The sequence below is a fragment of the Curtobacterium sp. GD1 genome (assembly GCF_020882855.1).
GTDB lineage: Bacteria > Actinomycetota > Actinomycetes > Actinomycetales > Microbacteriaceae > Curtobacterium.
In genome coordinates, this window is sequence record NZ_JAFEVQ010000010.1 from 82811 (window position 1) to 105744 (window position 22934).

General features: G+C 70.8%; 27 protein-coding genes. 13 read left to right on the plus strand and 14 right to left on the minus strand.

Annotated features, from left to right (window positions below; translation table 11 throughout):
* Positions 1–11: 11 nt before the first annotated feature.
* Together JSX79_RS07460 and JSX79_RS07465 are read right to left on the minus strand one after the other, a co-directional pair.
* On the minus strand, positions 12–902 hold the full coding sequence (locus JSX79_RS07460) for a universal stress protein (protein WP_229085626.1): 891 nt from the start codon (positions 900–902) through the stop codon (positions 12–14).
* On the minus strand, positions 899–1444 hold the full coding sequence (locus JSX79_RS07465; protein ID WP_229085627.1) for a DUF308 domain-containing protein: 546 nt from the start codon (positions 1442–1444) through the stop codon (positions 899–901). The genes JSX79_RS07460 and JSX79_RS07465 overlap by 4 nt, the downstream gene beginning before the upstream one ends.
* 144 nt (positions 1445–1588) lie before the next feature.
* On the opposite strand from JSX79_RS07465, the gene JSX79_RS07470 reads away from it, so the two are divergent.
* From JSX79_RS07470 to JSX79_RS07485, 4 genes are all read left to right on the plus strand, one after another.
* Entirely contained in the window at positions 1589–1945 is a 357-nt protein-coding gene (locus tag JSX79_RS07470) for an HIT family protein (protein WP_229085628.1), read from the plus strand.
* Between the two features lie 52 nt (positions 1946–1997).
* Complete coding sequence (locus JSX79_RS07475; RefSeq protein WP_229085629.1) at positions 1998–2297, plus strand: hypothetical protein; 300 nt, start codon at positions 1998–2000, stop codon at positions 2295–2297.
* Between the two features lie 2 nt (positions 2298–2299).
* A complete protein-coding gene (locus JSX79_RS07480; RefSeq protein ID WP_229085630.1) occupies positions 2300–3322 on the plus strand; it encodes a S66 peptidase family protein in 1023 nt (340 codons plus the stop codon).
* 252 nt (positions 3323–3574) lie between these two features.
* Positions 3575–4105 carry a glyoxalase superfamily protein gene (locus JSX79_RS07485; protein WP_229085631.1) on the plus strand — a complete coding sequence of 177 codons (531 nt, stop codon included), beginning with the start codon at positions 3575–3577 and terminating at the stop codon, positions 4103–4105.
* Positions 4106–4228: 123 nt separating this feature from the next.
* Here the strand turns inward: JSX79_RS07485 and JSX79_RS07490 are convergent, their stop codons facing one another.
* Positions 4229–4816: a GNAT family N-acetyltransferase gene (locus tag JSX79_RS07490; protein ID WP_229085632.1), complete on the minus strand. Its 588-nt coding sequence runs from the start codon at positions 4814–4816 to the stop codon at positions 4229–4231.
* Between the two features lie 100 nt (positions 4817–4916).
* On the opposite strand from JSX79_RS07490, the gene JSX79_RS07495 reads away from it, so the two are divergent.
* The 4 genes from JSX79_RS07495 (at position 4917) to JSX79_RS07510 (ending at position 7300) form a co-directional block, all read left to right on the plus strand.
* Positions 4917–5321 carry a GNAT family N-acetyltransferase gene (locus JSX79_RS07495; RefSeq protein WP_229085633.1) on the plus strand — a complete coding sequence of 135 codons (405 nt, stop codon included), beginning with the start codon at positions 4917–4919 and terminating at the stop codon, positions 5319–5321.
* A gap of 93 nt (positions 5322–5414) precedes the next feature.
* A complete protein-coding gene (locus JSX79_RS07500; RefSeq protein WP_229085634.1) occupies positions 5415–5633 on the plus strand; it encodes a hypothetical protein in 219 nt (72 codons plus the stop codon).
* A 240-nt stretch (positions 5634–5873) separates the two neighbouring features.
* Positions 5874–6098, plus strand: a complete 225-nt coding sequence (locus JSX79_RS07505; RefSeq protein WP_229085635.1) for a cold-shock protein — start codon at positions 5874–5876, stop codon at positions 6096–6098.
* Between the two features lie 119 nt (positions 6099–6217).
* The gene (locus JSX79_RS07510; protein WP_229085636.1) at positions 6218–7300 is read left to right on the plus strand and encodes a hypothetical protein; all 1083 of its coding nucleotides are present in this window, start codon (positions 6218–6220) and stop codon (positions 7298–7300) included.
* A 59-nt stretch (positions 7301–7359) separates the two neighbouring features.
* On the opposite strand, the gene JSX79_RS07515 is transcribed toward JSX79_RS07510, so the two are convergent.
* A complete protein-coding gene (locus JSX79_RS07515) occupies positions 7360–7788 on the minus strand; it encodes a hypothetical protein (protein ID WP_229085637.1) in 429 nt (142 codons plus the stop codon).
* Between the two features lie 145 nt (positions 7789–7933).
* Here JSX79_RS07515 and JSX79_RS07520 point away from each other — a divergent pair, with 145 nt between their 5' ends.
* Positions 7934–8845, plus strand: coding sequence for a phosphotransferase (locus JSX79_RS07520; RefSeq protein ID WP_229085638.1), 912 nt, complete (start codon positions 7934–7936; stop codon positions 8843–8845).
* An 8-nt stretch (positions 8846–8853) separates the two neighbouring features.
* Here the strand turns inward: JSX79_RS07520 and JSX79_RS07525 are convergent, their stop codons facing one another.
* From JSX79_RS07525 to JSX79_RS07535, 3 genes are all read right to left on the minus strand, one after another.
* A complete protein-coding gene (locus JSX79_RS07525; protein ID WP_229085639.1) occupies positions 8854–9399 on the minus strand; it encodes a cysteine hydrolase family protein in 546 nt (181 codons plus the stop codon).
* A gap of 114 nt (positions 9400–9513) precedes the next feature.
* Positions 9514–10092, minus strand: a complete 579-nt coding sequence (locus JSX79_RS07530; RefSeq protein ID WP_139202001.1) for a hypothetical protein — start codon at positions 10090–10092, stop codon at positions 9514–9516.
* Between the two features lie 872 nt (positions 10093–10964).
* Positions 10965–11135 (minus strand): hypothetical protein, encoded by a 171-nt coding sequence (locus JSX79_RS07535; protein ID WP_175475883.1) that lies wholly within the window; start codon positions 11133–11135, stop codon positions 10965–10967.
* Positions 11136–11590: 455 nt separating this feature from the next.
* Here JSX79_RS07535 and JSX79_RS07540 point away from each other — a divergent pair, with 455 nt between their 5' ends.
* From JSX79_RS07540 to JSX79_RS07550, 3 genes are read left to right on the plus strand one after another with little or no spacing between them, the layout of a single operon-like run.
* On the plus strand, positions 11591–11896 hold the full coding sequence (locus JSX79_RS07540; RefSeq protein ID WP_092386890.1) for a hypothetical protein: 306 nt from the start codon (positions 11591–11593) through the stop codon (positions 11894–11896).
* The gene (locus tag JSX79_RS07545) at positions 11893–12792 is read left to right on the plus strand and encodes an NmrA family NAD(P)-binding protein (RefSeq protein WP_229085640.1); all 900 of its coding nucleotides are present in this window, start codon (positions 11893–11895) and stop codon (positions 12790–12792) included. The genes JSX79_RS07540 and JSX79_RS07545 overlap by 4 nt, the downstream gene beginning before the upstream one ends.
* 41 nt (positions 12793–12833) lie before the next feature.
* Positions 12834–13442: a dihydrofolate reductase family protein gene (locus JSX79_RS07550; protein ID WP_229085642.1), complete on the plus strand. Its 609-nt coding sequence runs from the start codon at positions 12834–12836 to the stop codon at positions 13440–13442.
* 59 nt (positions 13443–13501) lie between these two features.
* Here JSX79_RS07550 and JSX79_RS07555 read toward each other — a convergent pair whose 3' ends face one another.
* The 4 genes from JSX79_RS07555 to JSX79_RS07570 form a co-directional block, all read right to left on the minus strand.
* A complete protein-coding gene (locus tag JSX79_RS07555) occupies positions 13502–14173 on the minus strand; it encodes a response regulator transcription factor (protein WP_229085644.1) in 672 nt (223 codons plus the stop codon).
* Positions 14170–15576 carry a sensor histidine kinase gene (locus JSX79_RS07560; protein WP_229085646.1) on the minus strand — a complete coding sequence of 469 codons (1407 nt, stop codon included), beginning with the start codon at positions 15574–15576 and terminating at the stop codon, positions 14170–14172. Before JSX79_RS07560 ends, JSX79_RS07555 begins: the two co-directional genes overlap by 4 nt.
* On the minus strand, positions 15563–16531 hold the full coding sequence (locus tag JSX79_RS07565; protein ID WP_229085648.1) for a CPBP family intramembrane glutamic endopeptidase: 969 nt from the start codon (positions 16529–16531) through the stop codon (positions 15563–15565). Before JSX79_RS07565 ends, JSX79_RS07560 begins: the two co-directional genes overlap by 14 nt.
* Before the next feature lie 152 nt (positions 16532–16683).
* Positions 16684–17469 carry a glycoside hydrolase family 16 protein gene (locus JSX79_RS07570; RefSeq protein WP_092386902.1) on the minus strand — a complete coding sequence of 262 codons (786 nt, stop codon included), beginning with the start codon at positions 17467–17469 and terminating at the stop codon, positions 16684–16686.
* A gap of 280 nt (positions 17470–17749) precedes the next feature.
* On the opposite strand from JSX79_RS07570, the gene JSX79_RS07575 reads away from it, so the two are divergent.
* Positions 17750–19195, plus strand: a complete 1446-nt coding sequence (locus JSX79_RS07575; protein WP_071296216.1) for an amidase — start codon at positions 17750–17752, stop codon at positions 19193–19195.
* A 28-nt stretch (positions 19196–19223) separates the two neighbouring features.
* Here the strand turns inward: JSX79_RS07575 and JSX79_RS07580 are convergent, their stop codons facing one another.
* The 3 genes from JSX79_RS07580 to JSX79_RS07590 are packed head-to-tail and all read right to left on the minus strand — an operon-like array spanning position 19224 to position 22802.
* The gene (locus JSX79_RS07580; protein WP_229085649.1) at positions 19224–20879 is read right to left on the minus strand and encodes an extracellular solute-binding protein; all 1656 of its coding nucleotides are present in this window, start codon (positions 20877–20879) and stop codon (positions 19224–19226) included.
* 49 nt (positions 20880–20928) lie between these two features.
* Positions 20929–21822, minus strand: a complete 894-nt coding sequence (locus JSX79_RS07585) for a carbohydrate ABC transporter permease (RefSeq protein ID WP_229085651.1) — start codon at positions 21820–21822, stop codon at positions 20929–20931.
* A complete protein-coding gene (locus tag JSX79_RS07590; protein WP_229085653.1) occupies positions 21819–22802 on the minus strand; it encodes a sugar ABC transporter permease in 984 nt (327 codons plus the stop codon). The genes JSX79_RS07585 and JSX79_RS07590 overlap by 4 nt, the downstream gene beginning before the upstream one ends.
* Positions 22803–22934: the final 132 nt, after the last annotated feature.

The window sequence follows — 22934 nt, forward strand, 5'->3', positions numbered from 1 at the left end:
GGCGGGGTCCGTCACGAACGGTGGACCACCACCGGGCAGGACGCGTGCTGTGCGCACTCCTGGGTGACCGAGCCGACGAGCAGCCCGCGGAACCCACCGAGGCCACGACTGCCGAGCACGAGGAGTGCGGCGTCGCGGCTGGCGTCGAGCAGGACCTCGGCGGGGCGGCCCTCGACGAGGTCGGACGTGACGTCGACGTCGTCGTCGATGAGGTCCTCGGCGGCGTCGAGCGCGGGGGAGGCGGTCGAGAGTGCGTCCTGCTCGGGGGACCAGTGGTCGAACGGGGGTTCGTCGCGGTTGAGGGCCTCCGGCCACTGCCACGTCGTGATCGTCCGGACGGGGAGCCCGAGGCCGCGGGCCAGGGTGATCGCGAACCGCAGGGCGCGGCCGGACTCCGGGGAGCCGTCGACACCCACCACGACGGCCCCGCCGGCACCGGACGCACCGCTGTCGTCCGTCCCGGTCGCCGCTCGCCCCCGGTCCACGAGCACGGGGCACGTCGCGTGCTGGATGCAGGCAGCGCTCACCGAACCGAGCAGCAACCCCCGGAACCCACCGCGTCCGCGGCTGCCGACGACGAGCAGCCCGGCGTCGGACGCGGCGTCGAGGAGCACCTCCGGCGTACCGCCCTCCGCCGAGCGGGTCGTGACCTCGACGGGGAGCGGGCCGTGTCGCTCGATGAGGTCGACGGCCTGCTGCCGGATCTCCTCGGCGTCGTGCAGCGGTGACCAGCTGTTCGCGACCGGCAGGGTGCTCCAGGTGATCGGCCACCGCCAGGACGTCACGACCTCGACCGGGCTGCCGAGTCGTGCGGCGAGGCCGAGGCTGCGCTCGAGCGCGGCGTCGGCCGGCTCCGATCCGTCGTACCCGACGACGATGCGTCCGATGGCTGCTGTGCTCATGTGCCCGTGCTCCCTGTGTTCCCTGTGTTCTCGGTGTTCCTCGTGCCGGGGATGTTCCCCCACGTGAAGGCGATGACGAGCTGGACGACGCCGGAGACGATGAGGACGCCGCCGACCACCGCGACGACGAACACCGCGCCGAGTGCCGGCAGCGTGATGAGGATGAGTCCGCTCACGAAGCTCAGTGCGGCCGCGACGACCGCGAGCGCTCGGTGGCCGGTGTCCGGCGCGTAGAGCAGGGTGATGCCCTCGAGCAGCCACGCGAACCCGATGGCGAAGGCCAGCCACCGAGCGCCGACGGGCGGGTGCACGATGGCGAAGACGCCCGCGACGACGACGAGCACGCCGACGACGACGAGTGCGATGCGTCGCCAGACCGGCGCCCCGCCCGGGACGGCGCGCACGAGGAGCGTTCCCCCGGCGACGACCAGGTAGATGCCGAACACCCAGACCACGGCGACGAGCGTCGCGTGCGGGAGCAGCAGGGCCGCGATCCCCGCTGCGAGCGCGACGGCTCCGAGGACCGCGACGGCAGTCCGCAACCGTCGATGCGGAGCACGGTTCCCTGACATGGTGTCCACGGCGTCCACCGACCTTCCCTGCAAGGTGCTTCCTGGCCTACACCCCTCGGTGGTGTGCCGGTCCGGGAACCGGCGACCGCGATCCGTCCCGGTACGGTCGAGGGCATGACCGACGACCACGACTGCGACTTCTGCGCCGCCCTCGCGGCCGACTCCTTCGAGGTCGTCGTCCGCGGCGACCTCGCCGCGCTCGACACCCGCGAGGTCACCGAGCTCGCCCTCGTCGCCCAGCGCGCCGACCGTGCACTGCGCCAGGTGCTCGGCGCGGCCGTCGAGGGGACGAACCTGGTGACGTCGAACGGCTCCGTGGCCGACCAGGGCGTCCCCCACGCACACCTGCACGTCATCCCGCGCGCCTCCGGGGACGGGTACGAGTTCCGCGAGGACACGAGCCGGTACCCAGTGGCGCCGCTCGACCCCGCCGACCGTGCGGCGATCGCGGCGCACATGCGCGACGGCTGAGTCCGGACCGACCGGCAGGCTGTCGCGCGCGGCGGCCCCGTATCCTGCGACGGTGGAAACGACACAGCCGTCCGGCACGACCAAGCGTCGCGTGGAACTCGAGATCACCCGCCCGATGCTCACCTGGTTCGCCCGACCGACCGTGACGATCGACGGCGTCGGGCACCCGGCGCAGTGGGGGACCGGCACGTGGGCGGTCCCGGACGACGGCGGCACGGAGATCGGCGTCTACCTCTACAACCGCGTGTGGCGCTTCGGCGCAGCCACCAGGACCGTGACCGCGACCGACGTGTCGCTCGTGTACCGCGCCGGACCGCTGCCGGTCGGCGCCGGTCGGATGGCCCCCGCCTGAGCATGGCGGTCATCACCTACCCGAGGCCCCTGGTCGCCGGCGGGCGCGTCGAGGTCCCCGCGCCGTCGATGGGCGTCCCCGAGCACCTGCACGGCCGACTGCAGGACGGTGCGGACGCCCTGACGGCACGCGGACTCAGCGTGCACGTGCGGCCGCACGCCACCACCCCGGGGCTCGTCCCGGCCAGCGTCGCCGAACGCGTCGCCGACCTGCAGGACGCGTTCCGGAGCGCCGACGTCGTCCTCCCGCCGTGGGGTGGTGAGCTCGCGATCGAACTCGTCCACTCGGTCGACTGGCACGCCCTCGCCGCCTCGCGCGCCTGGTTCGCCGGCTGGTCGGACATCTCGACCCTGCTCCTCCCGCTCACGACGATGACGGGCCTCGCGACCCTGCACGGTGCGAACCTGATGGACGAGCCGTACGAGCTCCCTGCCGAGTTCGCCCGGTGGACCGACGTCGCAGCGCTCCCAACCGGCGGCACGGTCGAGCAGCGCAGTGCCCCGCGTCGTCGCAGCCGCCCGTGGGGCGCCTGGGTCGACGAGGTCCTCGACCGCGACGGCGCCTACGATGCCCCGACCCGCTGGCGCGCCCTCGACGGCGCGTCCCAGGTCGCGATCCGCGGACGCCTCATCGGCGGGTGCCTCGAGACCGTGTCACTGCTCGCCGGAACCCCCTACGGCGACGTCCCCGGCTTCGCCCGGCGGCACGCGCCGGAGGGAACGATCGTGTACCTCGAGGTCGCGGAGTCGAACGCGGTCACCGCGCTCCGGATGCTCACGTCGCTGCGGCTCGCCGGCTGGTTCGACGACGCGAACGGCGTCCTGATCGGGCGCACCGAGGGCGCGGCGGTGCCCCAGCTGGACCAGGACGAGGCCGTGCGGCACGCACTCGGCGACCTCGGTATCCCCGTGGTGCTCGACTTCGACACCGGCCACCAGCCGCCGCAGATGCCGCTGGTGAACGGCGCGCTCGCCGACGTCGTGCTCGACGGACCGGTCGGCAGCATCACCCAGCAGTTGGTCTGACGGACGGGAGGCGCGGTGCGGGCCCGACCCGCGCCTCCCGTCCGACGGTGCGCACGCCGACCGGACGACCGGAGCGCCGTGCGCTCCGCGACCCTCGACCGGCAGCACGCCCGGCGGTAGGCTGACGTCGGCTCCGGTGGCCAGCCCCTGCATCCGGTGAACACCGACGAACGATCCTCTTCCGGTCGATCTCGATCCTTCCGCGATCCCTGGCAACGCAGGAACCAGGCCCCATCGCGCGATTGGAACATCGTGATCACGATCGAAGAAGCCAAGCGACTCGCCCGCGAGCTCAGCACCGGCACTGACATCCCGCACTCGAAGGTGCTCGAGGCAGCCGCCCACGCAGCAGGCCTCCGTGACTGGAACACCCTGGCCGCGTTGCACCACCGGCAGGACTCGGAGAAGCACACCGCGCCGAGGGTCATCCCGGTGTTGCGCGTGTTCGACCACGCGGTCGCCCGAGCCTTCTACTGCGACTACCTCGGGTTCGAGTGGGAATGGCAACACCGGTTCGAACCGGACCTCCCCGTGTACGCGCAGGTGTCGCTCGACGGCAAGGTGCTGCACCTGACCGAGCACCACGGTGACGCCACACCGGGAGGGGCCGTCATGCTCGTCGTCGACGACGTCGCCGCCTACCGGGACGTCCTGCTCGCGCAGCGGCACCCGCGATCCCGGCCCGGCCTGGACTCGAACGATTGGGGACGGACGATGCTCGTCATCGACCCGTTCGGCAACCGGCTCCAGTTCTGGGAACCGAACGCGTCGTCGCGGAGCTGAGCTGGACCAGGACGAGGCCGTGCTCGACGGACCAGTCGGGAGCATCACCCAGCGGCTGGTCTGACGGACGGGAGGCGCGGTGCGGGCCCGACCCGCGCCTCCCGTTCGACGGTGCGCACGTCCTCACTGAGGGCGCGGCTCGAGCGTCACCCACTCCTCGTCGCGGACGTAGCCGAGGGCGGCGTTCGCCGCCGTGATCGCGGTGTTCTCCGCGGAACCGCCGGTGCGGAACCGGGTCGTGCCCGCGTCCGCCAACGCGAGCACTGACGCAGCCTTGACCGCCTGTCCGAGCCCGCGGCCACGCAGGCCGGGGTGCACGACCGTGAAGTGGGTCTCGGCGTGGGGCCCGTCCGTGTCGACGAACGTCATCGCGACGAGTTCGCCGTCCGACGTGACCGTGCCGAACGCGGGCCGCGCCGATGAGGGGGTCGCTGCCCCGCGGTCGAGCGGTTCGTGCTGGGTTGCGACGCCGCCGGGGTAGTCGTGGGCCGTCAGCGCGTCGAGCCGCAGGACCGCGTCGACGTCGTCGGGACCGAGCGGCCGCGTCGTCCCGATGCCGGCGGTGCGGTCCACGAGCGACTGCAGCTGCTGCCGGTCGATCCGGTCGGCGTCGAGCTGGGCCCCGAACGACCGGGCGGTGACGCTCCAGCCCTGCGCTTCGAGTTCCGCGACCTCGGGCGCGTCCGCTGGCATCACTCTCGTTTCCCCCACGGCTCCGATCCTCGCACGGCCGCTCCGGGAGTGGTCGGTCGAACGCCGGTCCGCGATGACGCCCCTGGTGCAGCCGACTCCGTCGTGGGAGCTTGGGACGATGCACCACAAGGACGTGACCCTGACCTGGCGCTCGAGCATCGGTGACGACGAGCTCGTGGACCTCACCGCGGCACACGGAGGGACGCCCGAGCCCGGTTGGTGGGATCGGGTCCGCCCGCACTCGCTCGGCTGGGTCGCAGCCCGGGACACGCACGGGGCCCTGGTCGGATTCGTGAACGTCGCGTGGGACGGCGCCGACCACGCGTTCCTCATCGACACGAAGACACATCCGTCTCGTCAGCACCAGGGCCTCGGGACCGCGGTCGTCCGCTTCGCGGTGGAAGCGGTCCGCGCTGCCGGCTGCGAGTGGTTGTTCGTCGACTACGGCGAGGACATGGTGCCGTTCTACGAGGGGGCCTGCGGCTTCCTCCCGACGCGCGCTGGACTCGTGCACCTGCGCTGATCCGGTGTCTCGGTCGTCGGTCGTCGGTCGTCGAGGAGTACCCAGTCGCTCGCGTCGCGATCAGGACCAGGGCTCATCCGGCATGCTCGTCTCGTGGAGTTCTCGTGGTGGACGTGGTGGGGCATCATGGTCATAGCGCTGGCGGGGCTCGGGCTGATCGGGCGCGCGGCTGTGATCGCCATCCGCAGAGATGGGATCGGCCGAGCGAGAGCCGAGCGCGGGACCAGTGCTCCGTGGTTCTGGTCCGGGATCGGTGTGCTGATCGTCGCGGGCCTCCTGCTGATCCGGTGGGTCATCGCACTCGACAGCTGACTGCTCGGACGACCGACCTGGCTCGGTGGGAGCTCCTCCGAAGAGGCGCGAGCCGGGCCGGGTCCGTAGGCCTCACTTCGCTGCGGGCGATGTCGGAGGCCACCAACAGCGTGGTCGCCGACCCGCGCGCCAGCGGATGGGGCAGCGATTGGTCGCCGACAGGCGTGGACGGCCCCGACCGATGATCCCGCTGTGGTTGACCTTCACCAGCTGGTTGCCTCCACGCGGTACGTTGCGGTCGTGCAGGTCGTCGAAGGCGTTTGCGTTTGGTGGAGTGACGACGACGGCTGGGGTGCCCTTCGTTCGGAAGCGCTCGAGTCTGACGTCTTCGTGCACTTCTCCGTCCTGGATGGTCCCGGCTTCCTCTCGCTGCGGCCCGGCCAGGCCGTGCGGTTCGCGGTGGAGCCCTACCCCGCCGGACAGGACGGGTACTTCTTCCGAGCGCACAGCGTCACGGGCATCTGATCACTGACCGATGGTCGAAGGGACGGCCGTGCGCGGACCGAGCGGCCCCCGTTCACGGTGCTGTGCGGACGGTCGAGCGCCGCTAGTGTTCGGGGACATCGACGTGAGGGAGGGCGCGCATGGCGAGCACGGATGTGGTGACGGGCACGATCGACCCACGGTGGGCGAGAGTCCGTCCACTGGTGTTCCGGACGATCATCGGTGCCGTCGTCGCTGCTGGCCTGGTCGGCATCGTCGCGGTGCTCCTCGGGGACTTCGGCCGGGTCGCCGTGCAACTCCTGCTGACCGTCGTCGTGGTCGTCGTGTTCGCGCTCCTGTCCTGGTACGACGCCGACGTGTCGTCGCGGCGGTCCGGGAGGTTCGCGTTCGCGAGCATCGTCGTCTCGCTGTACTTGCTCGTGACCGGCTTGGCCAAGGTCTGGATCGTGCCGGTCGACCCGCTCGGTGGGGACGGGATCTGGCTCGTCGGCGAACGGTTCATGCAGTGGATCGGCATCGTGTTCGTCGCACGCTTCGCGCTGCTGCACGTGCACCTGCTCCTCGTCATCCACCGGCGGTACCCGACCCCGCTGCTGCAGCTCGTCGCGAAGGCGACCGTCGGGGTGATCGCGCTCCTCGCCCTGCTGCTGTCGGTGCCCCTCCTCGCTCCCGACCTCGACCTCGCCAGCGGGTTCTGGCGACTGGTGTGGGTCGTGGTCATCCTCGACCTGCTCGGAACCGTCGTCGTGCCGCTGAGCAACGCGCTGTTCCGACCGCGTGACCACGACCGCGGGGGCCAGGGTGGGTCCTCCGCGCCGTCCGCAGCCGTGTGGCCACGACCGTCCTCGACGCCGGACGGTGCGGCCTCCACCACGCCACCGGTGGTGGAGCCCACGGCGACGTCAGGCTCGGAGCGGCACGCTGCAGCCGTTCCGCCCGTCGGCGAGTGGACGAGCGTGCCCGGACCTGCCGTCCCTCCAGCGGCATCCGGGCGGCTCGTCGACCACGAGGTGCCTCCGGCTGAGGCGGCCCGGTCGGCCCGAGCGGACGGCGCTTCGACGACCCATGAAACGGCGCTGACGGTCACGGGCAGCGACGGTCTGCTCTACGAACGGCGACCTGACGGCGCCCGCGCGCTCGCGTGGCCGCGCTACGTCGACGGAACGCCGCTGCCGGCGGCGCCGGACGGCTCCCCGGACTTCAGCGGCGTCGCTCGCCCCTGATCCGCCGGCTCCACACCAGGCGGCGAGACGCTCTCGGTGGAGCGCGAGCAGCCGACGGGTCAGACCTCTCCGAGCACCTTGCGCCAGACGGCCGTCAGCGTGGCGTACTCGTCGTCCGAGACGAGGTCGCGTACCCCGCTCGCGAGCACCGCGGATCGGACTGCTTCCTCGGCGCCCGCACGATCCCGGAGGTGCGCCTGCGAGTGTCGCACCGCGCGTCCAGCCTCCTGCGCGGCCTCGATCTCCTCGACGCGTCCCGCTGCGCCAGCGGCCTCGAGCGCGTGCTGCCAAGCGGCCACGAGGTCGGCGTTCGTGACCATCCGCCCGTCAGCGCCTCCCTGGATCGCGAGGGAGGCACTCGGTTCCGGCAGCAGGATCGCCTCGTCGGCTTTCCACGCGATGTCGAGCGACTCTGCCTCGTCGGCGGTGATCTGCCCGGCTCGGTCGATCATTGCCTGCAGTCCGGCATCGCTGCTGTCGTTCGTCACGGTGTCCTCTCCGACCGCCGCGCTCGCGTGGTCCGATCCATCTTGCTGGCCGTCCCCGTCTCGCGCTCAGCCGCCACCCAGAGGAGTGCGGGCGGACGACCGGTCGGCCCGCAGCTGCGGGCTCCATCCGCATCACAATGGGAGGGTGGACACCAACATGGTCGACGACGCCTGGCTCAGCGCGGTGATGCGGAGCATCGGTGGAACGCCCACACGTCTCGAACCGCTCCCGGGCGGCACGGTCAACCACACGTTCCGCGTCGAACGCGCAGGAAGCAACCCCGTCGTTCTCCGGTACCCGGTGGATCCGCTCCGCGCCGATGAGTTCCCAGTCGAGGCCTGGGCGGCGGACGCTGCGGCCCGAACGGGCATCGCCACCGCGGAACCCCTCGCTCACGGAGTGGAGGCTGGGGTCGCCTTCTCGCTGTCGACCTACGTCGCACCTGACGACCGCGCGGTCCTGCGGCCGTGGTCATGGCTCGGCGTCTCCGCCCGCACGGTCGGCAGGGTGCCCCTGCACGACGCCCCGCTGTCCCTCTACTCCCGGTTCGGGAAGGACCTCCACACCGCGTGGGCCGCGCACCTCGACTACAACCGCACTTCCCTCGGGCCGGATGACGTGCTCTTCGAAGACGGCGCCTACGAGCAACGAGCAGTCGTCGATCGCATGTTCGCCCACCTGGCCCGTGGGGCCTACGAACACGGCCTGGCACACGGCGACCTCGCGCCCCGCAACCTCATCTCACGCGGCCCGGAGGTCCCACCCGTCCTGATCGACTGGGGCGGCGCCGAGACCGGACCAACGCCTTGGACCGACGCTCGGCGGGTCTTCGAGTGGTGCTTCATCGATGAATCGGTCGATCGGCAGGACTACGACGACTTCGTGGAAGCCGCCGGTCTCAGCTCGGACCGGGCGCGGGATGAACTCGCGATGATGACCGCTCTGCACCTCGTCGACGTGACCCGCTGGGCGCTCGACAACCGTGCGGACCTGTACGCCGGGTACGTCCAGCGCTGCCGCGACGGCCTCGATGTGATCCAGGAGCTCATCCGGTAGCCGATCCGTCAGGGACCGGGCGCGAATTCCACTCGGTCGTGTCGCTCGGCGGCGTAGTGCCGGCCGGGGTACCTGAGCCCGCCGAAGTACATGTTCGTGTGGGCGACGATCTGCTCCCCACTGATGCGGACACCGTCGTGCTCTGCGTCCGTCGTCGTGTGTGCATCGGACACCAGCGTCACGTCGAAGCCCCGCGCGGCCGCGGCCTGGGTCGTCGTCCGAATGCAGTAGTCGCTCTGCGCACCCGCGACGACGAGATGCCGCACGCGCAAGCGATCCAGGACCTCGTCGAGGTCCGTGTCCGAGAACGAGTCCCGGTACTCCTTCTTCACCAGTGGCTCGTTCGATCGCCGCTCCAGCGGCGCCGCCAGTTGCCAGTCTGCGGACCCCTCCGCGAAGTCGTCGTGATCCTGCACCCACACGACAGGCACATCGCTTGCTCGGGCACGATCAACGAGTCGGGCGGTCCGCGCGAGCACACCCTCCGCGTCGAAACAGTCCCTCATCACGCCCCGCTGCAGATCGATGACAAGAAGCGCACTCATGGTCGGCATGACCAGCATCCTGTCACCCATGTGCGATCCGGATGACTGGTCGGACAAGCGTGGGGACCTGAGCAAGGTCTCGACATCTGATCCGCAACCGGTCGCCGCCACAGGCGCGTGGCTTCAGTACTCGAGCCGGGGCCACTCCTGCAATCGCGGGAAGCGCGGGCGCGGAGGCATCGACTCGTCGTCGTCCAAGATGCGGAGCTCGGTGATCACCGTGACCTGATCCACTCCGTACGAGCGGTAGGCGACTCCGTCACGTTCGTCGATGACAAGCGTCGTGCGTTGTGCGGGGTCGAGCTCGTGCTCGAACGTGAAGAGCAGCCAATGACCCCTGACGCGCTGGACGAGCACCGGGGCGTAGCTCGCGGGTGAGCCCCAGAGGAGGAGCAACTCAGGGGTGAGCAGGCGGACGGGAGAGGCAACCGTGCCGCTGCGAGCGAAGCTGACTTCCGAAGACCCGTCAACGGTGTGGAGGACGCCGTCCTGGTAGCGGTCGCGGTGCGCATACCCCTGCTGGTCGAACGTCCAGCTCTTGTTCCGCTCGTCGACGACGGTTTGAAACTGCGAGGGGCCTTTACGCCCGTCGCGTCGCGTGGTCACGCCTCGCGCCAGTCGACGTCCCGGGAGCCGGAGCGCAGCAACCTCAGCTCGGACGGTGGGGACGTCCGCCTCGGTCAGTACGGTATCGAGACGCACCCGACCAGTGTGGCCGATCCTCGTGGCTCTGACCACAGAGGGGCACGTAAGCCGATCCGCTACCGGCCACCTCCGGATAGCTTCACCAACACGACGACTCTTGGGCGATCAGGTCGACGCCTCCCGCTGTGGACGTTGGTGCTCGTAGGGGTCGTTCTCCTGGGTGTCGCTGCGCTCCTGTTGTTCCGCGTCGACTCGATGATCGTGTTCCTGGCGATCTCTCCACTCACGATCAGTGGGCTGTACACGCTTGACTACGCTGGCGGCGAGTGGCGACAGCGAAGCGACGAACGGGACGTTCGATAGCCGATCGTTCAACGAGACGTCGGTGCCCCCGTTCCACGGGTCCATGACCGGTCCTCTCTGTCGGACCCGCGCTGCCGATGGCAAAGCGTTAGTTGCTCACAAGCTGTACAACGAGCGAGGTCGCCGCGAGAGCGAGAACGATCCCGAACACGACCCAGGTCCCCGGAGTGATGGGCTTCCGCGGTTTTCCCTCAACTCGATCACGAGCGGCATTGCCCCATCGAGTGGCGCGCACGACGATGAGCGCGAAACAAACCACCACCGCCAGGATCCCGAGAGCAACCGTCATCGGGCGACATTCGCGGTCGTTGCGACGCACGCGCGAGAAAGTCGTGTTTGACGCTGAGTCATCGGAGACAATGCAAGCTTCGATCGGGGCACCGTTCCTACGCTACCGAGCAAGGCCGGGAGCAGTCGCGCACATCGCGCCCCGTTAGCCGATCCTCTCCCGCACGCGTGTTCGGTAGGCGGGGCGGGGCGTTCTGGTGATGAGTGTCACGCTGAGAACGCTGCGGTGTGGAGAAGCGAGAGCCCCAGCACCGATGGGTGTTGGGGCTCTCGTTGTCTCAACGGCGTGCTGACGTCTGCCGCTTGCGTCGAGCGATCAGGGCGTCCCCGGCGATGAGGGCAAGTGCCGAGGCGGCTCCGAGGATGGCGAGCAACCACCAACTAATGTCGGCGAGGAAACCGATCAAGCCGAGGATGATGATCGGGATCGGGATGAACTTCAGCAACATCGGTTGCACCTCAACTGCAGTTGTTCCGGGCGGTCTTCACGAAGGCCGTGCGTCGAAGTGCGTATGTTCTTGTATTCACGTTCGATCCCCTCATCGGTACGACACGGCGCGCCGGTCGGAGCTTGACAGCTGCGCGAGATCCCGCGCATCCACCGAGAGGGGGAGGTGCTCCACCGGTCGGCCAGCCCGCGGTCCGCCTGGGCAGGTGGGCGTCTGACACTCGCCGCGTCCAGCCACAGGCCTGCGAGCTCGGCTCGTCAGCCGATCGGCCACCGAGGCGGGCGGCCGAGGGCTCGCTGGGGCCAGCCGCACCGCACGAGTCGGCGTCGCACCGCGGACCGGAACGTCCCCGAACCACCCGGTGACCAGTCGAACGCGACGGAGACGAGTGGGCGCGCAGCGACGAGATCCGACCCCTCCGGGCGGCGACAGCGACGAGGGAGAACACTGGCCCCATGACGACCAAGATCACCCTCATCATCGACAACCCGACCGACCCCGCCGCCTTCGAGCAGGCGTACCCCGCACTCGAGGAAGCAGCCGGCGCCCTGCCGCAGCTCCGCCGCCTCGAGGCCGGCAAGGTCTGGCCGAAGGAGGACGGCACGCCCACCCCGGCCCACCGGACGCTCGACCTGTACTTCGACTCCTACGACGACGCGTCCGCAGCCGTCGCCGGCGAGGAAGCGGGCGCGTTCTTCGGCCAGCTCGGCGCCACCGGAGCGACCTTCACCGGGCTCTTCTCCGACGTCGAGAAGGCGTGACCACCACCGTCCTCGTCGCCGGCGCGACCGGTGACCTCGGCGGACGCATCGTCCGGGCACTCCGCAGGCACGACACCCACGTCCGCGTCCTGACCCGCCCCGGGTCCACGGCGACGGCACCGACCGAGGACGACGACCACGTCGAGGTGGTCCGTGCCGACTACGACGACCACGCAGCGTTGACCTCGGCGCTCGCCGGGGCCGAGGTCGTGGTGTCCGCGGTCAGCGGCACGCGCTCGGTGATCGTCGACGCGCAGCGCGCCCTGCTCCGGGCAGCGGTGGACGCTGGCGTCGAACGGTTCATCCCGTCCGACTACGCCGCCGACTACCGCTCCATCACCCCGGGGACGAACCGGAACTTCGAGCTGCGCCGGGAGTTCGCCGCCGACCTCGACGCCGCACGTATCCGGGCCACGTCGGTGCTGAACGGCGCGTTCACCGACATGCTCACCGGGCAGGCGCCGCTCATCCTGTTCGACCGACAGCGGGTGCTCTACTGGTCCTCGGCCGACCAGGTGCTCGACTTCACCACGAAGGACGACGTCGCCCGCACCACCGCCCTCGTCGCGCTCGACCCGGGTGCACCGCGCTTCGTTGAGGTCGCGGGGGACCGGGTGACCTCGCGGAGCATCGCCGACACGATGTCCCGGCTCACCGGCACCCCCTTCCGACTGCAGTGGGCGGGGACCGCGTCGACGCTCTCGGCGATGGCCCGGGTGGGACGACGCCTGTCGAAGGCCGGCGGCGACGAGCCGTTCCCGGCGTGGCAGGGCATGCAGTACTTCGTCAGCATGTTCAGCGGCGAGGCCACGCTGCGTCACGTCGACGACGAGCGGTACGGTGCAGAGGGTTGGACGACGGTGAAGGACGTGTTCGCAGAACACGTCCGAGCCTGAACCCACGACCGAGCCGGAGCCCTCGAACGGAAGCGCACCTGATGACCGACACCACCTGCCACATGTCGATCTCCCTCGACGGCTTCGTCGCCGGGCCCGACCAGCGCCTCGACCAACCCCTCGGACGCCGGGGCGGGGAACTCCACACCTGGCACATGCCCGGCGCCGACGTCGGCGAGGCGGACCGCACGGCAGCGGGCTGGCTCATGCGACCCCGCGGCGCGTACGTGATGGGCCAGAACATGTTCGGGCCGCCCAGCACCGAGCGGCCCGACGACTGGACGGGCTGGTGGGGCGACGAACCGCCGTACCACGCACCCGTCTTCGTGCTCTCGCACACGGCCCACGACCCGATCGAGCTCGACGGCGGCACGACCTTCCACTTCGTCACCGACGGCTTCGACGCCGCCTACGCCCGCGCGGTCGAGGCGGCCGGTGACGCCGGGGTCGACATCGCCGGGGGCGCCTCGACGGTCCGCCAGGCGCTCGCCGCCGGGGTCGTCGACGAACTCACGCTCGACGTCGCCCCGGTGCTGCTCGGCTCCGGGGAGCGGATCTTCGCGGACGGCGCCGAGTCGTTCGACTTCGAGCCCGTCGAGGTCCTGCACTCGCCGCTGACGACCCACATCCGGTACCGCCGCCGCGCCTGACCATCGCCGCAGAACACGGCCACGAGCACGAACAGACGCACGAGCACGCGCCGAGACCGTCACGCCCCGTCCGGCACCGTCACGATCCGGTTCTGGTACGCCCACACCACGGCCTGCAGCCGCGACCGCACCCCGAGCTTCGGCAGCATCCGGGCGAGGTGCGACTTCACCGTGGAGACCTCGACGACGAGCGCGGCGGCGATCTCCTCGTTCGACATCCCCTGGGCGAGCAGCAGGAGCACGTCCCGCTCGCGAGCCGTGAGGACCTCGTCCGCCCGGTCGCCCGACACCGGCTGCAGGCTCCGCCGCGCGACGAACTCGCGCAGCACGCGACGGGTGAGCGCCTGGTCGATGGTGCCGTTCCCGGCCGCGACCTGCCGCACCGCCCCGACGATCACGTCCGGCTCGGCGTCCTTCAGGAGGAAGCCCGACGCACCCGCCTCGAGCGCGCCGAACACGAGGTCGTCGAGGTCGAACGTGGTGAGCACGAGCACCGGGACCGAAGGGTCGGCCCCGGGCGCGCAGAGTTCGCGCGTGACCTCGATGCCGTTCAGCACCGGCATCCGGATGTCGAGGCACGCGACGTCGGGCCGGGTGCTCCGGGCGAGCGCGAGGGCCTCGCCGCCGTCGGCGGCGACCCCGACGACCTCGATGTCGGGCTCTGCGGACAGCAGGGCGGAGACACCGGCGCGGACCAGCGGCTGGTCGTCCGCCACCAGCACGCGGATCACCCGGCCACCTCCGGCGCGTGGGCCGACGTGTCGGCGTCGGGTCGCGCCTCCCGAGCCGTCACCAGCTCGACCGTCCAGCCACCGTCACCGGTGGGTCCGACCTGGAGGCGCGCCCCGACCAGTTCTGCCCGCTCGCGCATGCCGCGCAGTCCGTTCCCACCCGACCGCGAGCTGCCGACGGACGGTGCGGTGGGCACCCCGTTCTCGACGCGGACCGTCAGGCGGTCGGGGTCGCGGTCGTCGACGGTCACCCGGCACGGTGCGCCGGCGGCGTGGAGCGCGACGTTGGCGAGGGCCTCCTGCACGGTGCGGTAGGCGACGAGCTGCGTGAGCGGCCCGATGCCGTCCGCCAGCGGGTGGTCGCCCGGCTGCACGGTGAGCTCGACCGCGCTGCGCGTGCGGGCGGCCTCGACGAGGTCGACGATGCCGGCGACGGTCTCGACCACGGTCTCGGCGGGGGTGTCGTCGCGGAGGAGTCCGACGAGGCGGCGGAGGTCCTCGAGGACGGCCGTGCTCTGCTCGCGCACCTGCCGGACACCCTCGTGCGCGCCGTCCGGGTCGGTGTCGATCTGCCGGTCGACGACGGCCGACATCAGGGCGATCCCGGACAGGTGGTGGGCCGCGATGTCGTGCAGCTCGCGGGCCATCGCGGCGCGTTCGCGGGAGACGGCCGCCTCGACGCGGGCGTCCTGCTCCCGGGCGAGGGCGGCTGCCTCGGCGGTCCGGGCGTCGGCTGCCGCGGTGCGGGCGTCGGCTGCTGCGGTGCGGGCGTCCGACTCGGCCCGGCGTGCGGCCCGGAGCTCGCGGCGGGACCGGACGATGAGCGTCACCACGAGGGGGAGTCCGACCGCGCCGACGGCCTGCAGCACGCCCTGCCCGGCCGACGCGCCGAGCCCGGACACGACGCCGCTCCGCATCGCGCCGGAGCCGTGGGCCCACGTGATCCCCGTGCCGACCGCCACGAGCGCCGCCGATCCCGCGACGGCCGGCCAGAGGCGGGGGAGCGGGACCCGGAGCGTGGCGAGCACGACCGCCACGACGACGGGCAGCGCGGTGAGGCCGAACGCGGCGCTCGTCGACACGAGGGCCAGGAGGATCGGCAGCGCACCGACGGCGAGGAGCACGGAGCGGGGTGCCCGGCGGGCGCCGAGCAGCAGGGCCGACTGGGCGACCAGGGTGACCGCGAGGAGGGTCCACGCGGTCCCGCCGACATCGGGGAACCCGGGACCGGCGCCCATCGTGTCCGTGGTGTCCGGGTCCATGGCATCGAGTGGCGGCAGGCCGAGCAGGAGTCCGAGCGTGACCACGGCGGTGCCGGCGGCGACGAGCAGGTCGGTCCAGCGGCGTCGTCGGGTGGGCACGCCGCGTGCGTCGCGTCGGTCGGGCGCGTCAGCGGGTGCCATCGTTCGATCCTACGAGTCGGGGCGTGCCGACGGTGCGGCCGCTGCCGCCGCGTCCGCCGCCGGTGTAGCCGAGCCGCCCCCGTGTCACCACGAGCAGGACGAGGGCCGCGACGGTGGACACGATCGCGAGGCCGTGCATCATCGTGCCGGCGGTCATCCCCGGGTACATGTCGGCCCACAGCGTCGAGATGGTGTTGTTGACGCCGACGTGCAGGAGGAGGGCGACGGGCAGGCTCTCGCCGGTGCGGTTGAACACCCACGTCATCACGACGTTGAAGGTGATGGTGAACACGGCGAACACGACCGGCTCCGTCCAGTGCGCGTCCGGCCATCCGCCCCAGTCGCTGAGGTAGAGCGGCATGTGCCAGAGCGCCCACAGCGGGCCGAGGACGGCGGCGGCGCCCAGCGGGCCGAACCGTTCCTGCAGTCGCGGCAGGGCGAAGTCGCGCCAGCCGGGCTCCTCGGACAGCCCGGTGGAGAAGAGCTGCACCACGAGTCCGGGAACGAGGGCGAGCAGCGCGAGCGCACTCGGCGCCTGCACCTGGCCGCCGGCGAAGGGCAGCCCGGTGGCGACGATGATCGCGGGCACGCCGACGAGGGCGAGGGCGTACCAGTACCAGGCGACCCGCCAGTGCCAGAGCCGACCGACCCAGCGGCGGAGTCCGGGGCGGCCGTCGGCGATCGCCGTCACGAGGAAGGCACCGCCGAGGGGGCCGAGCAACGCTCCCGGCAGGACGCCGGTGAACTGCGCCGTGCCGAGGAACTCGGGGAAGTGGAGGTCCCAGACGCCGAGGCCGTGCGGCGACAGGATGTAGGGGATCCACGCCAGCCAGCTGAGGCCGAGGGCGAGGGTGGCGAAGGAGGCCAGCGGGTGCCGCGTGATGACCCCGCGGACCCCGGTCCGACGGGCGGTGCCGGTGCCGGCGGTGTGCCGGTCTTCGGTGGTGATCGTCATGGCATCGACGCTACGAACGGCGCGTCCGACGGACGACCGGCGAAGGGACGCACTCCGCGGGGTTCCTCCGAAGGATGCAAGGACGTGGACGCGAGGACCACGGACTGGAGGCGCGGTGCCAGCTGGCACCGCGCCTCCAGTCCTTCACTCGGTCAGTCCCAGATCGAGACCCAGTCGATGTCGACGTGTCCGCTCGCGGACGCCGGCACGGAGCCGCCGATGGCGGTCTCCGCCTGCAGCGTGACCCGCATCGGGTCCGTCGGGACCGCCTTGCGGGTGACCGACACGAGCGAGTTGTTCCAGTAGAACCGGACCACGCCGTGGTCCCACTCGGTGGTCGCCACGTGGTAGCCGCTGCTCTGGGCCGACTTGGTCGGCTTCTGCACGCTGCCGTCGAACGACATCATTCCGTTCCGCATCGATCCCGGGATCGCCGACGCGGGTCGAGCCGTGCTGCCGAGGTCACCCTCGGGCCAGTCGATCTCGCCCTTGTTCCAGTCGTCGTCCGTCGGCCACAGCATCCCGACGAACTTGTAGCCCGGGGTGTCCGTCGTCTTGTAGCGGATGGACACCCGACCCGTGGTGTGTGCGCGGTAGTTGTCCGGCAGCACCGTGGCGACGAGCGGCTGCCCGTTCTCCGAGTGCACCCAGAAGTCGAGCTTGCCGTCCTTGACACTCAGCACCTTGTCCGGTGCGTAGAGCCCGCGACCACTCGTGTCGCGGTAGCCGTCGTAGGCCCCGAGGCCCGGGTACTTGCTGAGGACGCTGCCGCGCGGTGCAGCGGTGGAGAAGTCCTCGGCGTACGTCTGCTTCCACGTCCGACCGTTCGACACCACCGTGCCCGTGGGCATCTTGGTCAGCGAGGTGGTCGCCGCTTCGGACGCGCTCGGTTGCTGCGCGAGTCCGATGACGACGGCACCGGCCGCGACGAGTGCCATCCCTGCGGCGACTCGCCTCCTGGTGCGGGTCCTGGTCGTGTGGTTCGTTTCCCTGTTGTCCATGTCCTTCTTCCGGGTGTCCCTGATCACCATCTGCTCGCGTCCTCCTGCGGGTCGTGAGCGACGCGGAACCGTACCCCGTGCTCACTGCCCGCGCGCCGAGGAGTCCCCAGGGAAATCGGATGAGCAATGCGCTGGGACAGCCGCGGATCCGCCCCCCGAACGGGGGACGCGTCACTGAGGGGATGTTCAGGATTCCGGTCGCACCTAGGCTGAGGCGGTGTTCGAACTCCACCACCTCGCCGCGCAGGAACTCTGGGACTGGATCCGACGCGGTGAGGCGACCGCGCTCGAGGTGACCGACCACTACCTGGCGAGGATCGCCCGGCTCGATCCCGGTCTCGGCGCCTTCGTGACGGTGACCGCGGACGCCGCACGCGACCGAGCCGAGCACCTCGGCCACCGGGTGCCGACGTCGAGGCCGCTGTGGGGCCTCCCGTCCGCCGACAAGGACCTGTACGACCGCGCCGGCGTCGCCACGCGGAACGGAACCACGAGCCTGCCCGACCGCCCCGCGGCAGCCGACCACCCGCTCGTCGCGGCGCTCGACGCCGCCGGTGCGGTGAGCCTCGGGAAGACGGCGTCGCCCGAGTTCGGGATGTCCTCGTCGTCGGAGACCCGGTTCGGCGTGACCCGGAACCCGTACGACACGAGCCGCGCGCCCGGGGGATCGTCGAGCGGTGCGGCGGTCGCGGTCGCGGCCGGACTCCTCCCGGCCGCGGTGGGGTCGGACGGTGGGGGCTCCGTGCGGATCCCGGCGGCGGCGACCGGGTTGGTGGGGCTGAAGCCGAGCCGTGGTCGTGTGCCGTCGATGCCCGGGCGCTCGGGCGTCGGCGGGCTGTCGGTCGCGGGGCCGATCACGCGGAACGTCGCGGACGCGGGCATGCTGCTCGACGCGCTCGTGGCGCCGACCGGGCTCCCGGAACCGCACCCGTACGCGCTGGTCACGCCCGACGTCGGCGAGGGGCCGTTCACCGCCGCGGCCGTCCGCGGCGAGGGGCGCTTCGTCGTCGGACTGCTCGAGGGCTCCCCGTGGGACGACACCGTCGACGTGGTGGTCGACCCCGCGGCGCGCGCCGCCGTCGAGACCGCCGTCCGGGTGCTCGGCGAGGTCGGGCACGGCGTCGAGGACGTCCGGATGCCCCGGGCGCCGTACGCCGACGCCTTCCGGGTGGCGTGGGAGTCGAGCGCTGCCCGGCTGCCGATGGTCCCCGGGATCGACCTGTCCGGGTTGACGCCGCTGGTGTCGTGGCTCGTCGACCGCGGCCGCGCGCTGACCGGCACGCAGGTGCTCGACGCGATGACGGCGCTCGACACCTTCTCGGCGGCGCTCATCGGTGCGTTCGACCGGTTCGACGCCGTCCTCACGCCGACCCTCGCGCTCACGCCGCGGCCGCTCGGCTGGTACGGGTCCGACCCGGAGGAGGACTTCCGCCGCCAGTGCGCCTACTCGCCGTGGACGTCGATGGCGAACGTGGCCGGGCTGCCGGCGATCACGCTGCCCGTCGGTGTGACGGACGAGGAGCACCCGGACGGCGCGGGACTGCCGATGGGCGTGCAGCTCATCGGGCGTCCCGGTGGCGAACGGGTGCTCCTGGCGATCGGCGCGCAGCTCGAGCGACGGCTCCGCTGGCAGCGGCGGCACCCGGCGGCCTGGACCGCCTGACCGGGCGCTCGGTTTCGGAGCCCAGGGCTCAGCCCTGCTTCTCCATCGCCTCGCTGTACTCCTTGCGCATCTTGTCGCCTGCGGCAGCGGTCCACGTCTTCACCCCGGCCTTGACGGCGGCGAGGTTCGTCCGACCGAGCACGTAGTCGTTGCAGACGCTGTTGAACGCCTGGTTCGCCGACTGCGTGGACGTGGCCGACGGGGAGTAGAAGCCGTCGACCGGGTTCTTCACGAGCATGTCCTGCGTGGCGACCTGCCACGCGTGCGACTGGCGGAGCTGCTCGTCGATCCGGACCGCGGTGTTGAGCACCTGCGGACCCGCCGCGAGCCGGTACAGCGAGCTGGCGTTGATCATCTGCTCGCCGGTCTTCGTGAGCACCGCATCCGGTCCGCTGCCGGTGTGGTGCACGTTCTTCTTGCCGTGGGTGAGCGTGAAGGCCTCGCGCGAGCCGAACGGTGCCGACAGGTAGTCGAGCAGCCGGAGCTGGGAGCGGATCCTCGCCGGGGTGGTCTTCTTCAGTGCGGCGAACGAGAAGCTCGACGTGCCCTGGTAGTTCGCGCCCTTCCCGCCGTCGGCACCGAACGGCACGATGCCGCCGGTCACGATCCCCTTCGGCATGGTGACGTCGAGCAGCGCCGAGATGCCGTCGAGGTGCATGAGCACGGTGCCGTTGTTGATGTACGTCTTCGCCTTGGCGCTCTCGAGGCTCGGGGTGTCCGGGTGGTAGATCCCGAGGTTCCAGAGCTTCTTGATGTACGAGAGCATCTCGAGCCAGGCACCGGTCTCGTTCTTGTGCGTGAGCGTCCCGCCCGAGGACTGCTTCCACTGGTTCGGGACGCCGAAGGTCGCGCCGATGAAGTCGTACGACCAGTCGACGCCGCTCGACCCGCCGCCGCCGGCGATCGCGTACCGGCCGGCCTTGGTGTCCGTGACCGCCCTGCAGAGCTCGGTGAACTCGTCCTTGTCCTTCGGCGCGGGGGCTGCGCCGGTGAGCTGTTCGATGAGGTCGGGGCGGCAGACCATGACCGAGCCGAACGGCGGACGATGCTCCGGGACGCCGTAGATCTTCCCGTTGATGCGGGCACTCCGCCACGAGGCGGTGGGGATGTTCGCGAGGTTCGGGTAGTCCTTCACAGCGTCGCCGGACAGGTACTCCGACAGGTCCGAGAACTTCGAGTCGAGCAGCTGCGGGAACCGTGGTGGCATCGCGAAGGTCAGGAACTCGACGATGTCCGGGATGTCGTTGCCCGCCGTCATCGTGGCGAACTTCGTGTCGAACGAGTCGCCGGGGACGAACGTCAGGTCGTACTCGGTGTTCGTCAGACCACCGATGTAGTCGAGGAACGAGTTGTCGGCGGGCGGCGGCGCCGTGTACGTGACGACGAACCCGGACGTCTTCGACCCGTCGGCGACCTTCCCGCTCACCGAGGTGAAGAGTTCGCTGTCCTGGGGGTACGAGTAGTACACGGGCTGCACGACGTCGTTGCCGGGCAGGTCCGGCTTCGGACCCTTCGTGATCGGCACGTACGTCGGCAGCGCGGCGACCGTGTCGGAGATGGTCGCGGCGGTGCCGCCGGAGGAGCAGCCGGCGAGGCCGCCCGCCGCGCTGAACGCGACGAGGCCGAAGGCGGCGCCGGAGAGGAGGGTCCGTCGGCTGAGGCCGGCGGTGGTCGTGTCGGTCATGGCTTCTCCCTTGAAGCGTTCGGGTGGAGGGTGGTTCGGCGGGGCCGCGTCAGCCCTTGACGGCGCCGGTCAGGACGCCCTTGGTGAGGTGGCGCTGGACGAGCGGGTAGGCGGCGAGGATCGGGATGATCGCGATCATCACCACCGCCATCTGGATCGACTCCGCCGGCGGCTGCATGGTCGCGTCCGACCCGGCGCCGGACACCAGGCTCGATCCCTGCAGCACGTACGTCCGGAGCACCAGCTGGAGCGTCCACTTCGTCGAGTCCGACAGGTAGAGCAGGGCGTTGAAGAACGCGTTCCAGTACCCGACCGCGTAGAACAGCCCGACGACGGCGATCACCGCGCGCGACAGCGGCAGCACCATCTGCCAGAGGATGCGGAACTCGCCGGCGCCGTCGATCTTCGCGCTTTCGATGAGCTCCTGCGGGATGCTCATCATGAAGCCGCGGACGACGACCATGTTGAACACGCTGAACGCGCTCGGCAGGATCAGCGCCCAGTAGTTGTCGAGGAGCCCGAGCTGCTTGACCATCAGGTAGAGCGGGATCATCCCCGGCGCGAACAGGAACGTGATGAGGACGAACGTCAGCAGCGGCCGCTGGAAGAGCGATCCCTGCCGGCTGAGCGCCCAGGCGGCGAGGACGGTCGACGCGAGGCTGATCGCCGTGCCGACGATCGTCACCAGGAGCGTGACCACCACGGCGCGGGTGACGACCCCGCCGGACAGGATCTGCACGTAGGCGGAGAGGTCGAAGGACCGTGGCCAGACGACGTAGCCGCCGGCGGCCGTGACGTCGGCCTGGCTCGACACGCTCGTCGAGAAGACGATGAGGAACGGGAACAGCACCACCGCGAGGATCAGGACGATCGCGACGGCCTTCAGTGCGAGGACGACGGGCTTGGGCTTCCCGGCCCAGACCGGACGGACGATGGTGCTCATGATCGCGAATACACTCCCTGCTCACCGAGCATGTGGGCGGCCTTGTTCGCCGCCATGATGAGGACGAACCCGACGAGGCCCTTGATCAGGCCGACGGCGATGCCCGTGGACCAGTTGCCGTCGACGACGCCGTGGTAGTAGACGTAGGTGTCGAGCACTTCGGCGGCATCGGCCCCCACGGCGTTCCGTTGCAGGATGATCTGCTCGAAGCCGACGGACAGCGCCTCGCCGAGCCGCAGGATGAGCAGCAACACGATGATCGGCCGGATGCCGGGCAGCGTCACGTGCCAGAACCGGCTCCACGCACCCGAGCCGTCGATCGCGGCGGCCTCGTACAGGTTGTCGTCGATCGCCGCGAGGGCCGCGAGGAAGATGATCGTCCCCCAGCCGGCGTCCTTCCAGATCACCTGGCTCGTCAGCAGCAGCTTGAACGTCGACGGGTCGCTCATCACGCTGATCGTGCCGGCGTCGAGTTGCCGGAGCGCGTGGTTCACGACACCGCCCGAGCCGAGCGACTGCTGGAAGAACCCGACGACGATGACCCAGGACAGGAAGTGCGGCAGGTAGAGGACCGACTGCACGGTCGCCCGCAGCCACGGCCACACCAGCGAGTGGATGAGCAGCGCGAGGGCGATCGGCACCGGGAAGAACAGCACCAGCTGGATGAACGTGATCTCCAGCGTGTTGAGCGTCGCGCGCCAGAAGTCCGGGTCCGCGAAGAGCACCTGGAAGTTCGACAACCCGACCCAGGGGCTCTGAGCGATCGGGATGTACGGCTGGTAGTCCATGAACGCGATCACGTTCCCGAGCATCGGGACGTACACGAACAGCAGGAGCAGGACCACCGCCGGCGCGACCATGATCAGCAGCGGGTAGTCCCGTCGCAACCTCGCGGTGAACGGGACCTTGCGGGCCACCGGGACGCCGTCGGACCGTGGGGTCCGCGTCTCGGTGGCCGGGTCGACCATCGTCGCGCTCATGTGGCTCCTTTGCTCACGTGGCTGGGGTCCGCGGCCGGACCTCCGGTGGCGGTTTCGTCATCCTGGGACGTCCGTATGATGACGGTCAAGCGAGCGTATTCACCCGCACACGAAACGAACATGGGAGCGACG